General features: G+C 60.5%; 13 protein-coding genes and 1 riboswitch. Of the genes, 4 read left to right on the top strand and 9 right to left on the bottom strand.

Annotated features, from left to right (window positions below):
• The 3 genes from HFO71_RS35125 to HFO71_RS35115 form a co-directional block, all read right to left on the bottom strand.
• Positions 1–796, bottom strand: a 796-nt coding sequence (locus tag HFO71_RS35125) for a carbohydrate ABC transporter permease (protein ID WP_221989088.1), incomplete at its 3' end; no start/stop codon positions are given.
• 153 nt (positions 797–949) lie between these two features.
• The gene (locus tag HFO71_RS35120) at positions 950–2,209 is read right to left on the bottom strand and encodes an ABC transporter substrate-binding protein (RefSeq protein WP_221989087.1); all 1,260 of its coding nucleotides are present in this window, start codon (positions 2,207–2,209) and stop codon (positions 950–952) included.
• Positions 2,210–2,340: 131 nt separating this feature from the next.
• The gene (locus HFO71_RS35115) at positions 2,341–2,544 is read right to left on the bottom strand and encodes a hypothetical protein (protein WP_131643092.1); all 204 of its coding nucleotides are present in this window, start codon (positions 2,542–2,544) and stop codon (positions 2,341–2,343) included.
• Positions 2,545–2,633: 89 nt separating this feature from the next.
• Between HFO71_RS35115 and queC the strand changes: the two genes are divergently transcribed.
• The 3 genes from queC to queE are packed head-to-tail and all read left to right on the top strand — an operon-like array spanning position 2,634 to position 4,425.
• Positions 2,634–3,344, top strand: a complete 711-nt coding sequence (gene queC / locus HFO71_RS35110; RefSeq protein ID WP_077976453.1) for a 7-cyano-7-deazaguanine synthase QueC — start codon at positions 2,634–2,636, stop codon at positions 3,342–3,344.
• Positions 3,344–3,700, top strand: a complete 357-nt coding sequence (gene queD / locus HFO71_RS35105) for a 6-carboxytetrahydropterin synthase QueD (protein ID WP_025396142.1) — start codon at positions 3,344–3,346, stop codon at positions 3,698–3,700. The genes queC and queD overlap by 1 nt, the downstream gene beginning before the upstream one ends.
• Positions 3,697–4,425, top strand: coding sequence for a 7-carboxy-7-deazaguanine synthase QueE (gene queE, locus HFO71_RS35100; protein WP_077976452.1), 729 nt, complete (start codon positions 3,697–3,699; stop codon positions 4,423–4,425). The genes queD and queE overlap by 4 nt, the downstream gene beginning before the upstream one ends.
• 16 nt (positions 4,426–4,441) lie before the next feature.
• On the opposite strand, the gene HFO71_RS35095 is transcribed toward queE, so the two are convergent.
• The 6 genes from HFO71_RS35095 to HFO71_RS35070 form a co-directional block, all read right to left on the bottom strand.
• Positions 4,442–5,674 (bottom strand): adenylate/guanylate cyclase domain-containing protein, encoded by a 1,233-nt coding sequence (locus HFO71_RS35095; protein ID WP_077976451.1) that lies wholly within the window; start codon positions 5,672–5,674, stop codon positions 4,442–4,444.
• Between the two features lie 104 nt (positions 5,675–5,778).
• Positions 5,779–6,753, bottom strand: a complete 975-nt coding sequence (gene nrdF / locus HFO71_RS35090) for a class 1b ribonucleoside-diphosphate reductase subunit beta (protein ID WP_077976450.1) — start codon at positions 6,751–6,753, stop codon at positions 5,779–5,781.
• 172 nt (positions 6,754–6,925) lie between these two features.
• The gene (gene nrdE, locus HFO71_RS35085) at positions 6,926–9,130 is read right to left on the bottom strand and encodes a class 1b ribonucleoside-diphosphate reductase subunit alpha (RefSeq protein WP_077976449.1); all 2,205 of its coding nucleotides are present in this window, start codon (positions 9,128–9,130) and stop codon (positions 6,926–6,928) included.
• Positions 9,109–9,513, bottom strand: a complete 405-nt coding sequence (gene nrdI / locus HFO71_RS35080; RefSeq protein WP_077976448.1) for a class Ib ribonucleoside-diphosphate reductase assembly flavoprotein NrdI — start codon at positions 9,511–9,513, stop codon at positions 9,109–9,111. The genes nrdE and nrdI overlap by 22 nt, the downstream gene beginning before the upstream one ends.
• Positions 9,514–9,527: 14 nt before the next feature.
• Positions 9,528–9,749: a glutaredoxin-like protein NrdH gene (nrdH, locus tag HFO71_RS35075; RefSeq protein ID WP_018243700.1), complete on the bottom strand. Its 222-nt coding sequence runs from the start codon at positions 9,747–9,749 to the stop codon at positions 9,528–9,530.
• A 279-nt stretch (positions 9,750–10,028) separates the two neighbouring features.
• A riboswitch (cobalamin riboswitch) is annotated at positions 10,029–10,254 on the bottom strand.
• 242 nt (positions 10,255–10,496) lie between these two features.
• On the bottom strand, positions 10,497–12,728 hold the full coding sequence (locus HFO71_RS35070; RefSeq protein WP_077976447.1) for a heavy metal translocating P-type ATPase: 2,232 nt from the start codon (positions 12,726–12,728) through the stop codon (positions 10,497–10,499).
• A 71-nt stretch (positions 12,729–12,799) separates the two neighbouring features.
• Between HFO71_RS35070 and HFO71_RS35065 the strand changes: the two genes are divergently transcribed.
• The gene (locus HFO71_RS35065; RefSeq protein ID WP_012759112.1) at positions 12,800–13,222 is read left to right on the top strand and encodes a MerR family transcriptional regulator; all 423 of its coding nucleotides are present in this window, start codon (positions 12,800–12,802) and stop codon (positions 13,220–13,222) included.
• The last annotated feature ends 57 nt before the right edge of the window (positions 13,223–13,279 follow it).

The following is a 13,279-nucleotide window of genomic DNA, read 5'->3' as shown; positions in this document are numbered from 1 at the left end:
CGGGGCCGCCCGAGGTCAGCGCCACGACCAGGTCATAGGACTTGATCGCCATATGGGCGAGCACGATGAAGGCGGAGAGAAAGATCGGCCGTAAGAGCGGAATGACGATGCGCCGGTAGAGCTGGAAGGGCGAGGCGCCATCGATCTGGGCGGCCTTCATGATCTCGCCGTCGATGCCGCGCAGGCCCGCCAGGAACATCGCCATGACGAAGCCCGACGCCTGCCAGACGCCGGCAATGACGACGGTGTAGATGACGAAGTCCTTGTTCTTGATCCAGTCGAAGTGGAAGCTCGTCCAGCCAAAATGGTGCAGCGTCTGTTCCAGCCCGAGGCCGGGATCGAGGAACCATTTCCAGGCAACGCCTGTCACGATGAAGGAGAGCGCCATCGGATAGAGGAAGATCGGCCGCAACACGCTCTCGCCGCGGATCTTCTGGTCGAGCAGGATGGCGAGGAAGAGACCGAGCGCCAGGCAGATGCCGACATAGAGGAAGCCGAAGATCGCCATGTTGGTGATCGAGGTATACCAGGACGACGGCGGATCGCTCTCGAAGGTCCAGCGCCACAGCCGCTGATAGGCGCGTGCTCCGGTCAGCGCATAGGAGGGAAAGGTCTTGGAATTGGTAAACGACAGATAGGCCGTCCAGACGATGAAGCCGTAGACGAAGATGATGGTGATGACGAAGCTCGGCGCCAAGACGATCTTCGGCAGCGCATCCTGCATCCGGCCCCTCAACGAGATCCCCGTCGATTGCCTCGGCGTCAGAACCGGATCGGTGGTCGCAACGGTGCTCATGGAATGTCATCTCCTTCCCGCAATCGGCCCCGCATGATATCGGGCATGATCGGCTCTGCATCATTGTCCGGGCATGATCATCCCGCATGATCGGCGCGGAGCCTGAAGCTTCCCCGCCAAGCAGGCGGGGAAGCATTTGTCATCACACTGGTCTCAGCGGGCGTCGTCGATCGCCTGGACGAGCTGCTTGACGGCTTCGTCGGAGGTCTTGATCTGGCCGTGTACGAACTTCGAGACGACATCCTTATAGGCATTGGCGATCGCCGGAGGAGCGCCATAGCCTTGCGCCAGCGAGCCGAACAGCGTGCCGCCTTCGTTCGCTGCCTTCAGGTCGGCGATGCCCTTCTTGCCGCAAGCGTCGAAGTCGGTGTCGGGAACGTCGGTGCGAGCCGGCACCGAACCCTTGACGACGTTGAAGGCCGACTGGAAGCTCTTCGACAGCGTTGCGGTCGCCAATGCCACCTGGGCCGCCTTGCGGTCATCAGGGACGTTGAACATGCCGAACATGTCGGAGTTGTAGACCACGCTGCCGTCGGTGCCGGGGAAGCGATAGCACAGGAAGTCGGTATCCGGCGTCTTCTTGGCAGCGACGAATTCGCCCTTGGCCCAGTCGCCCATCACCTGCACCAGCGCATCACCCTTGATGACCATGGCGGTCGCCAGATTCCAGTCGCGGCCCGAGAAGTTCGGGTCGACATATTTGATGATCGTGGCGAGGTTATCGAACGACTTCTTCATCGTGTCGGACTTCAGCGATTCCTCGTCGAGGTCGTTGAAGGCCTTCTTGTAGAACTCCGGACCGCCGGTCGACAGCACGATGGAATCGAACATCGTCGCTTCCTGCCAGTTCTGACCGCCAAGCGCCAGCGGGATGACGCCGGCGGCCTTGGCCTTGTCGAGCAGGGCGATCAGCTCGTCGAAGGTCTTCGGCTGAGTGCCGCCGATCTTCTCCATCACCGCCTTGTTGATCCACAGCCAGTTGACCGAGTGGACGTTGACGGGAGCGGCAACCCACTTGCCGTCATAGACCGAGAACTTCTGCAGGGCTGCCGGAACCGACTTGTCCCAGCCTTCCTTCTTCGCCGTCTCCGTCAGGTCGCCCATGACGCCGGCCTCGGCATAATCGAGCACGGTATAACCCAGCATCTGCGAGGCCGTCGGATAGGTGCCGGCCGCAACCATCGCCTTCAGCGCCGTCATCGCCGCATCGCCGCCACCGCCGGCAACCGGAACGTCCTTCCAGGCAAACCCTTCCTTGGAAAGATCCTCCTTCAAGACGTTCAGTGCCGCTGCCTCGCCGCCCGACGTCCACCAGTGCAGCATCTGAACTTCCTTGACGTCAGCGGCTTGGGCCGCATTAAGGCCAGCCATCATCACGGCAGCAACAGCTGCCGAGCTCAAAAACTTGTTCATGAATTTCCTCCCATTGAAAATTGGCGGCAGGACCCTCCCGCCGCCCGATGTTTCCCACCTTGCAGGTGGGCAACACACGGCCGCGCTCCTCCGCGCGGTTAACAATTTAAAACGTTATAAGGCCTTGGTCGTCAAGTCCTTTCTCGACTCCCGAGAAAAATATGGTTATTGTGGCATCCAATTGAATTATATGATAATTTCAGAATTGCTAACGGAACGATGGCCGCATGCTGCGGCAGCGCATCAACAATCCGGACGCCGAGAATCTTCAGCTCCTCCTGCCGCCGCAGATCGACCTTCCGGTCGGGTAGCCGCTCAGCTGTGACGGCCGACATTTAAAACTGTTTCCATGGCGCGTGATTTGTCCTAGAAGCACCGCGTAATCCGGTCGCAGCCCACCCGGTCAAAACAAGGGATCCAAAATATGAAAACCATCGTCGTCTGCTCTGGCGGACTGGACTCAGTTTCGCTTGCCCACAAGGTAGCAGCGGAAAAACAGCTTATCGGTCTCGTCTCCTTCGACTACGGCCAACGGCATCGCAAGGAACTCGACTTCGCCGCCAGCTGTGCCGTACGCCTTTCCGTTCCTCATCATATCATCGACATCGCCAGCATCGGCGGTCATCTCAGCGGATCGGCCCTGACCGACAATGTCGAGGTTCCGGATGGCCACTACGCCGAGGAGACCATGAAGGCCACTGTGGTGCCCAACCGCAATGCCATCATGCTGGCAATCGCGTTCGGTTTGGCTGCCGCGCAAAAAGCAGATGCCGTTGCCGTCGCCGTGCATGGCGGCGACCACTTCATCTACCCTGACTGCCGGCCGGGCTTCATCGATGCCTTCCAGCGCATGCAGAACGAAGCGCTGGACGGTTATGCCAGCGTTAAACTGCTTGCCCCCTACGTCGATGTTTCCAAAGCGGCGATCGTGGTTGACGGCGAAAAACACGGCACGCCGTTCTCGGAAACCTGGTCCTGCTACAAGGGCGGCGAGCTCCACTGTGGGCGCTGCGGAACCTGCGTGGAACGCCGTGAAGCGTTCCATCTTGCCGACGTCCCCGATCCTACGGAGTACGAAGACCGGGATTTCTGGAAGGCGGCCGTGTCGCGATACTCGGCCACGGAGGTGCGTTGATGTACCGCATCACCAAGGAGTTTCATCTCTCCGCCTCCCATCAATTGGATCACCTGCCTGCCGAGCATCAATGTGCCCGGCTCCACGGTCACAACTACATCGTCGTCGTCGAGCTGGCTGCGGAAAGCCTGAATGACGACGGCTTCGTTCGTGACTATCACGACCTCTCGCCGCTCAAGCGCTATATCGACGAAACTTTCGATCATCGTCACCTGAACGACGTCTTCGGTCATTCGAAAGTCACCTCCGAGTTCCTGGCAAGGCACTTCTACGACTGGTGCAAGCAGCGCTTCCCTGAGACATCGTCCGTTCGCGTCAGCGAGACGCCGAAAACCTGGGCGGAGTACAGGCCGTGAGTGGCGGAACCATTCGCGTCAGCGAGATCTTTGGCCCGACCATACAGGGTGAAGGCGCCTTGATCGGGCTGCCGACGGTGTTCGTGAGGACAGGCGGCTGTGACTACAGATGTTCCTGGTGCGACAGCCTTCACGCGGTCGACAGTGCGTTCCGGAATCAGTGGATTCCCATGTCGGTCGAGACCATCTGGCAGGAGGTCATGAAACTCTCCGGAGGCAAGCCACTGACGGTTTCCCTTTCCGGAGGCAATCCGGCGATCCAGCCCTTAAGGCCACTGATCGAGCTCGGCCACACGCAAGGATATCGCTTTGCACTGGAGACACAGGGGAGCGTCGCCCAGGGCTGGTTTCGCGATCTCGACACCCTGGTCATCAGCCCCAAACCGCCATCGAGCGGAATGCTGACGGATTGGGATCAGGTGGATAACTGCCTGCAACTGGCCGCCGGCGGACCGGAGGTCGCATTGAAGGTCGTCGTCTTCGACGAACCCGACTACGCATTCGCCCAGCAGGCGGGTCAGCGCTATCCGCAAATTCCCTTGTTCCTACAGCCGGGCAATCATACGCCGCCGCCGCCCGAAGACGACGATGCGCGCATCGATCTCGATGGCGTGATGGATCGGATGCACTGGCTTGTCGAAAGGGTGACGGCCGACCAATGGTTTGAAGTTCGCGTACTACCGCAATTGCACGTGCTGCTCTGGGGAAACAAACGAGGAGTATGAGGCCGCCTGCACTGAATTATGCAGCAACACGCTCCGGAAAGGCGAAAACATCGACGGGCTCTCCAAGCCCACGCAGCGGGAAGGTGCCGAGACTGTCCATATCTTGCGCGCAGCCCGCCATTTCGACGAAGGCTCGTGACAGGAGCACCGGACGCTTGACCTCCTTGGTCAGGCTTTCCAGCCGCGAGGCGACGTTGACCGCCGGGCCGATTACGGTGAAATCCAGGCGCGTACGCGAGCCGATATTGCCGTACATGACATCGCCGACATGCACCCCGACGCCATAACGCAGCGGTTCGCGCCCCATGCGCACGTGCTGGTCGTTCAGCTCAGCCATCGATGTCTGCCCTTCGCGGATCGCCTGCAGCAGATCGAGGCAGGCGGTTTCCTTGGCTAACGGGAAGATCGCCAGCAATCCGTCGCCCATGAATTTCAGGATCTCTCCGCCATGCCGTTCGATCGGGTCCGACATGGCGTCGAAATAGTCGTTGAGCAGATGGATGACATCGTCGCGCGGCCAGAGATCGGAGATTGCGGTAAAGTCGCGCAGGTCGCAGATCATGATCGCCGCACCGACGGTCGCGCCGCTACCGCGCGTCGTGACGCCCGACAGGATCTGTTCGCTCGCATGCGGTCCCACATAGGTCTGCAGCAGTGTGCGCGCCATGATATTCTTCAGCCTGATTTCGCTGACGAGAGTTAATGCCGGCAGCAGGTCGCGCAGGAAATCGACATGCTCGCTGGTAAAACCGCCCGGGCGGCTGGTGGAAAATGTCACGACGTGCCGCTTGCCGAATGTATGCTCGAGGGGCCAGGCGATATACTCCATAAGGCCGTCATCGCGCAGTTCCTGATAGAATGAACCCTCGTCGCCGTCGGTTGTGCCTTCCAGCCGTTTGCGCACCTCCTTCGAACCCTGATGGATGGCGTTGACGGGACTGTTCAGAAACTCCGGCGTGTTTTCGATACCATAGGCAAATGTGTCGATCTTCGCTTCCGCGAGGCCTTCTTTCCAGAGAATGCGGGCACCTACCCATTGTGGATGGTTCGTCCTGAAATGCAATGTCGCCCGCGCCACCGGCACCCCCGCCGCCAGCAGCTTCTCGCACATGTCCACCAAAATGTTGTCGATGAACCGCTCGCCGCGCGTCTCATTCACCAGCCAGTCAAGAATCCGTCGTCTGCGGATCGGCCAGACACCTTCACCCGCTTCGACGGCAATCCCGGCCTTGTTCAAAAAAGACGACATCAAAAACTCCCGCTACGCCGCATCATCGGCGAGGACTAAATCTAGTTTCCGCTGAATGTGGGCGATGAGAGAGCAAATGATAAGAGGCAGACGGCGATCAAGCCTCAGAAATCCCAGTCCTCGTCCTCGGTCGCCACCGCCTTGCCGATAACATAGGAGGAACCGGAGCCGGAGAAGAAGTCGTGGTTCTCGTCGGCATTCGGCGAAAGCGCGGACAGGATCGCCGGATTGACCTTGCAGGCCTCAGCCGGGAACAGTGCCTCATAGCCGAGGTTCATCAGCGCCTTGTTGGCATTGTAATGCAGGAATTTCTTGACGTCCTCGGTCAGCCCGACGCCGTCATAGAGCGCCTCGGTATATTTCGCCTCGTTGTCATAAAGCTCGAGCAGCAGCTCGAAGGCGAAATCCTTGATCTCCTGCTTCCGCTCGTCGCCGAGCCGTTCCAGCCCGCGCTGGAACTTGTAGCCGATATAATAGCCGTGCACCGCTTCGTCGCGGATGATCAGCCGGATCATGTCGGCTGTATTGGTGAGCTTGGCGCGGCTCGACCAGTACATCGGCAGGTAGAAGCCGGAATAGAACAGGAAGCTTTCGAGGAAGACGCTCGCAACCTTTTTCTTCAGCGCATCGCCGGAGCGATACTGCTCCATGATCAGCGCCGATTTCCGCTGCAGGAATTCGTTCTCCTCCGACCAGCGATAGGCATCATCGACATCGGGCGTCGAGCACAGCGTCGAGAAGATCGAGGAATAGGATCGCGCATGCACCGCCTCCATGAAGGAGACGTTGGAAAGCACCGCCTCCTCATGCGGCGTTACCGCATCCTCCATCAGCCGGATGGAACCGACGCCGTTCTGGATCGTGTCGAGCAGCGTCAATCCGGTGAAGACGCGGATGGTCAGCTGCTGTTCGGCCGGCGTCAGCGTCGCCCAGGAGGGAATGTCGTTGGAAAGCGGCACCTTTTCCGGCAGCCAGAAATTGCCGGTGAGCCGGTTCCAGACCTCGAGATCCTTATCGTCCTCGATGCGGTTCCAGTTGACGGCGCGCACGCGCGAGGCGGGTTTGATTTGCATGTTCATTAGGTGGTCCCTCTTGAGGAATATGTCTGGGCGCCCCCTCATCCGCCTGCCGGCACCTTCTCCCCGCTGGGGAGAAGAGACTTGTGGCAGCGTCATCCGCAACCAAATCCCCCTCTCCCCAGCGGGGAGAGGGTTAGGGTGAGGGGGCTTCTGGCTCGCGGCCGAAATCAACTCACAGCGTACAAGACACGCAGCCCTGCACCTCGGTGCCGGACAGCGCCATCTGGCGAAGGCGGATGTAGTAGATCGTCTTGATGCCCTTCTTCCAGGCATGGATCTGCGACTTGTTGATGTCGCGCGTCGTTGCCGTGTCGCGGAAGAACAAGGTCAGCGACAGGCCCTGGTCGACATGCTGGGTCGCCGCCGCATAGGTGTCGATGATCTTCTCCGGCCCGATCTCGTAGGCATCCTGATAATAGTCGAGATTGTCGTTGGTCATGAACGGCGCCGGATAATAGACGCGGCCGATCTTGCCTTCCTTGCGGATCTCGATCTTCGAGACGATCGGATGGATCGAGGAGGTCGAGTGGTTGATGTAGGAGATCGAGCCCGTCGGCGGCACTGCCTGCAGGTTCTGGTTATAGAGGCCGGAGGCCATCACCGCCTTCTTCAGCGCGGCCCAGTCTTCCTGCGTCGGAATGTGGATCCCCGCCGTCTCGAACAGCGCCTTCACCCTCTCCGTCGCCGGCTCCCAGAGCCGGTCGGTATATTTGTCGAAATAGTCGCCGGAGGCATATTTCGAGTTCTCGAAGCCCTTGAAAATCTGGCCCCGTTCGACCGCCAAAAGATTCGAGGCGCGGATCGCGTGATAGGTCACCGTATAGAAATAGATATTGGTGAAATCGACGCCTTCGTCGGAGCCGTAGAAGATGCGTTCGCGGGCGAGGTAACCGTGCAGGTTCATCTGACCGAGGCCGATCGCATGGCTCTCGTCATTGCCCTTCTCGATCGAGGGAACCGAGGAAATGTGGCTCATGTCGGAAACGGCCGTCAGCGCCCGGATCGAGGTCTCGATCGTCTTGCCGAAATCAGCCGAATCCATTGCCGCCGCGATATTCAGCGAGCCGAGATTGCAAGAAATGTCCTTGCCGAGATGTTTGTAGGAAAGGTCGTCATGATATTCGCTCGCCTCGCTCACCTGCAGGATCTCCGAGCAGAGATTGCTCATCGAGATGCGCCCGGCGATCGGGTTCGCCCGGTTCACCGTGTCCTCGAACATAATGTAGGGGTAGCCGCTCTCGAACTGGATTTCGGCAAGCACCTGGAAGAATTCGCGCGCCTTGATCTTCTTCTTGGAGATGCGGGCGTCATCAGCCATCTCGCGGTACTTTTCCGTCACCGAAATCTCAGTGAACGGCACGCCATAGACGCGCTCCACGTCACAGGGCGAGAACAGGTACATATCCTCGTTGTTCTTGGCGAGCTCAAAGGTGATATCGGGCACGACGACGCCGAGCGACAGCGTCTTGATGCGGATCTTCTCGTCGGCATTTTCGCGCTTGGTGTCGAGGAAGCGCATGATGTCGGGGTGGTGGGCGTTGAGATAGACGGCACCCGCCCCCTGCCGCGCGCCGAGCTGGTTGGCGTAGGAGAAGCTGTCTTCGAGCAGCTTCATGACAGGGATAATGCCCGAAGACTGGTTCTCGATATGCTTGATCGGCGCGCCCGCCTCGCGAATATTCGTCAGCGACAGCGCCACGCCGCCGCCGCGCTTTGACAATTGCAATGCCGAATTGATCGACCGGCCGATCGATTCCATATTGTCCTCGACGCGTAGCAGGAAGCAGGAAACCAGTTCGCCGCGCTGCTTCTTGCCGGCATTGAGGAAGGTCGGCGTCGCCGGCTGGAAGCGGCCGGAAATGATCTCGTCGACCATGTCGCGGGCAAGGGCCTCGTCGCCGCGCGCAAGCGCCAGCGCCACCATGCAGATGCGGTCCTCATAGCGCTCGAGATAGCGCTTTCCGTCGAAGGTCTTCAGCGTATAGCTGGTGTAGTATTTGAAGGCGCCGAGGAAGGTCGGGAAACGGAACTTCTTGGCATAGGCCTGGTCGAACAGATCCCGCACGAAATTGAAGGAATACTGGTCGAGAACCTCCTGCTCGTAATAGCCCTCGGTCACGAGGTAATCGAGCTTTTCGCGGAGATTGTGAAAGAACACCGTGTTCTGGTTCACATGCTGCAGGAAATATTGCTTGGCAGCCATTCGATCCTTGTCGAGCTGGATCCGCCCCTCGTCGTCATAGAGGTTCAGCATCGCATTCAGCGCGTGGTAGTCGAGCGCTTCCGCCACTTTCAAAGGGCGTTCGCCGGCGGGATGAGCCAATGTGTGATGCGGTTTTGCGCCCGCATCCCGCGTCAGATTTGTTCCCGTGTCCAAAATCGTTCCATTCCGTGTTTGACCTTGGCGACATCGTCTTCGGTGCCCATGAGCTCGAACCTGTAGAGGTAAGGCACCTGGCATTTCTGCGAGACCACGTCGCCGGCGAGCCCATAGGTCTCGCCGAAATTGCTGTTGCCCGCAGCGATCACGCCGCGGATGTGTCCTCGGTTTTCCGCATCGTTGAGGAAACGGATCACCTGCTTGGGAACGGCACCCTTGCCGCCGTCGCCGCTATAGGTCGGCACAACAAGCACGAAGGGTTCGCGAATTTGGAACGCGTCTGCGCCAATTGGCGGAATGCGCGCCGCGCGCAGTCCGAGCTTGGCGACGAACCGATGGGTATTCTCGGATCGGCTGGAATAATAGACGATCAGCCCCATCGTCTGTCCTCAGCTCAGGAAAGTGCGCTGATCATGTCGGGACGGAAGCCGGCCCAATGCTGCTCGCCGGCGATGACGACAGGCGCCTGCATGTAGCCGAGGCTGCGGACGCGATCGAGCGCTTCGGCATCCTGCGAAATATCGACGATGTCATAGTCGACACCCAGGCGGTCCAGAGCGCGGTAGGTGGCAGTGCACTGGACGCAGGCAGGCTTGCTGTAGACGGTGATGGTCATAATATTCCTCGTGACGACGCGATTGGGACGCAGGACATTGATCGGAAATCTGTCGATATCCGTCGAAAAATCTCGGTGATTTGAGCTATGCGGCTATTTAGCCGCTGGGCGTACTCCGCCCTCTACCTCTAGCGGGTGGCGGCCTGAACTGAGATACTGACATGACTTCACCCCGAAGTGGCTCAATACGAAGGTTTCGGGGGCGAAGGTTCGGGCCTGCGAAACGCGATGCGGAGATTCCCCGCAGCCATGCAACGCGACCTTCCGGACACCCCGCCCGTGGACGTTTCGTTCGAGGCAGGTCTCCTGGCTCACGGGTCAAAGCACCCTGTCCCAGCCTTCCCGGAGCATCATGCTCCAGTGACCTGAAATCGGACAGTTGCTCGCCGCTTACAGTTGCGGGGGCAGCTCCGGCATTGCCGCGCCATGATGGCGAAACGCACCGAATTCCCGTCTTAGCCATCGATCCCTACGAATCGATGGAACCTCGAACACTAGATATAGTACGCCAATCCAAATTCGCGTCAACGGATGGTTTGTGCATTGCGTTACGACAGATTTGAAATCGCTACGTTCCTGTGAAAAACACGGATAACGAAAGCTTAAGGAAAGCAGGCTGTGGAGAAAGCCCCGATGAAGAGAGCCGACCCTATGGCCGGTCCCGCGATTTTCGATTCAAGATTGGGCCCGAATCGTCGATAGGACATCCCCCCGGTGACGAACGCCGGAGGGAGGAAGTCAGAAATGTTATATCTTTATCCGAAGCAGCCGCAGCGCATTGATCGTCACCAGCACGGTGGCGCCGGTATCGGCGAGGATCGCCGGCCAGAGACCGGTGATGCCGGCGATCGTCGTCACCAGGAACACCGCCTTAAGCCCGAGTGCGATGGTGATATTCTGCAGGATGTTGCGCATCGTGCGTTTGGAAAGTTCGATCATTCGCGCCACATCGCCGACGCGTCCGTGCAACACGGCCGCATCCGCCGTCTCCAGCGCCACGTCGGTGCCGCCGCCCATGGCGATGCCGATATCGGCCGCGGCCAGTGCCGGAGCATCGTTGATGCCGTCGCCGACCTTGGCGACGACGAAGCCCTGGCGCTTCAATTCGCCGACGACCCGCTGCTTGTCCTCAGGCATCATCTCGCCGCGCCAGTCGATGCCGAGCATGCCGGCAACGGCTGCTGCCGTCCGCTTGTTGTCGCCGGTCAGCATCATCGCCTTGACGCCGGCTGATTTGAGGGCAGCGAGCCCGGCCTCGGCATCCTCGCGCGGCTCGTCGCGCATGGCGATCAGGCCGGCCGCAACACCGTTGACGAGCAGCACCGACACGCTCTTTCCCTCGTCGTTCAGCGCCGTGATGCATGCATCCTGTTCCGCGCTGAGCGTCCCGCGCTCGCGGGCGGCAGGCGGCGATAGCAGATCCAACGTCTCGCCACCAACCTTGCCGCTGACACCCTTACCCGGCAGCGCTTCCAGCTCGAAGGCCGGCGGCACGGGAACGCCGTCCGCCTTGGCGCGATTGCGGATCGCCAGTGCCAGCGGGTGGCTGGAACCCTGCTCCAACACCGCCGCGCGCGACAGCACCTGCGCCTCGCTCGGGCCAAAGGAAATGATGTCAGTCACCTGAGGCTTGCCTTCAGTCAGCGTGCCTGTTTTGTCGAAGGCGACCATCGTCACCTTGCCGAGCGTTTCCAGCACCGCGCCGCCCTTCATCAACAGCCCGCGCCGTGCACCTGCCGAAAGCGAGGCGGCGATCGCCGCCGGCGTCGAGATGACGAGCGCACAGGGGCAGCCGATCAAAAGGATGGCAAGGCCCTTATAGACCCATTCGCCCCACGGCCCAGCGAACAGCAGCGGCGGAACGACCGCGACGAGTGCTGCGACCACGAGCACGCCGGGCGTGTAATAGCGCGAAAACCGATCGATGAAGCGTTCGGTCGGCGCCTTCGATTCCTGTGCCTCCTCCACCAGCTTGACGACGCGGGCGATGGTATTGTCGGCCGCGGCGGCCGTGACGCGAACCCTGAGCACCGCATCGCCATTCACCGTACCGGCAAAAACGACGGCATCGACGCCCTTGCGCACCGGCGTGCTCTCGCCCGTCACCGGCGCCTCGTCGATCGCACTCTCGCCTGAGATGATGATGCCGTCCGCCGAGATACGGTCGCCAGGGCGAACCATGATGATGGCGCCGACAGCAAGGCTTTCTGCCGGCACTTCCCGCGTCTGGCCATTGTTTTCGAGCAGCGCATTCTTCGGCACCAGACCCGTCAGCGACTGGATACTTTCGCGCGCCTTGCCCGCCGCCACCCCCTCCAGCAACTCGCCGACGAGGAACAGGAACACGACGGTTGCCGCCTCTTCGCCGGCATTGATGATGACGGCGCCGACGGCGGCGATCGTCATCAGCATCTCGATCGAAAACGGTGTTCCTGAGAAGGCGGCCATGATGGCGCGCCGCGCGATCGGCACCAGCCCGATCAGCATGGCGACGGTGAAGGCATAGGACGCGATCGCCGGCACGAGATGGCCGACGGTATAGGCGGCAACGAGTGCTGCACCCGAAAGGATGGTCAGCCGGCCCTTCCTGCTCTGCCACCAGGGACCGGCCATCGGCGCATGGTCGTGCCCGTGCAGCCCCTCGATTTCCTTCTCGCCATGATCGTGAGGATGATCGTGGTCATGGCCCGCGTGATCGCGGTGATCATGTCCATGGTCGTGACGATGCTGCGCGCCCTGGGTATGCGCAGGCGCAGCGGTTCCGGCAAACGGCGCGACGGAATAGCCGAGCCCGGTCACCTTCTTCTCGATCGCCTTGAGATCGCTGCTGCCATCGTGGCGGACGGTCATCGTGCCCGCCATCACCGAAACGGAAACATCGGCGACACCCGTCAAGCGTCTGACCGCCGTATCGATCTTGGTTGCGCAGGAGGCGCAATCCATGCCGCCAACCCGGTATCGTGTCTCGCTCTCAGCCATGATCCGCTTCCTTGTCAAATAGAAGCATCCCTCCTACATCCTCTAGCGACTAGAGGTGCAAGAGGAAAATCATGAAAAAGATCACCATTGGTGAAGCTGCCCGCCAGAGCGGCGTCAAGGTGCCGACGGTGCGTTATTATGAAAGCATCGGCCTGCTCGCGGCCCCGAGCCGTAGCGAGGGCAACCAGCGCTCCTTCGAGCCTGCCGATATCAGCCGTCTCGCCTTCATCCGCCACGCCCGCGAACTCGGTTTCGAGATCGACGCGATCCGCACGCTGCTCACCCTGCAGGACGATCCGCACCAGTCCTGCGCCTCGGCCGACGCCATCGCCAAGGCCCGCCTGATCGAGGTCGAGCAGCGCATCCGCAGCCTGATGGCGCTGAAGGCCGAGCTGGAAACCATGGTGGAAGGCTGCGGCCACGGCCGCGTCGACCAATGCCGCGTCATCGAGGTGCTCGCCGACCACGGCCAGTGCACGCATCCGCACCACTGATCTCTGCCCTTGCAGGCGGTCCGCGCCCGCGCCAAAACTGCATACAGAGAGAATCGG

Source organism: Rhizobium laguerreae (assembly GCF_019778565.1).
Lineage (GTDB): Bacteria > Pseudomonadota > Alphaproteobacteria > Rhizobiales > Rhizobiaceae > Rhizobium > Rhizobium laguerreae.
The sequence above is the reverse complement of the archived record's forward strand: the minus strand, read 5'-3'. Positions and strand labels throughout refer to the sequence as shown.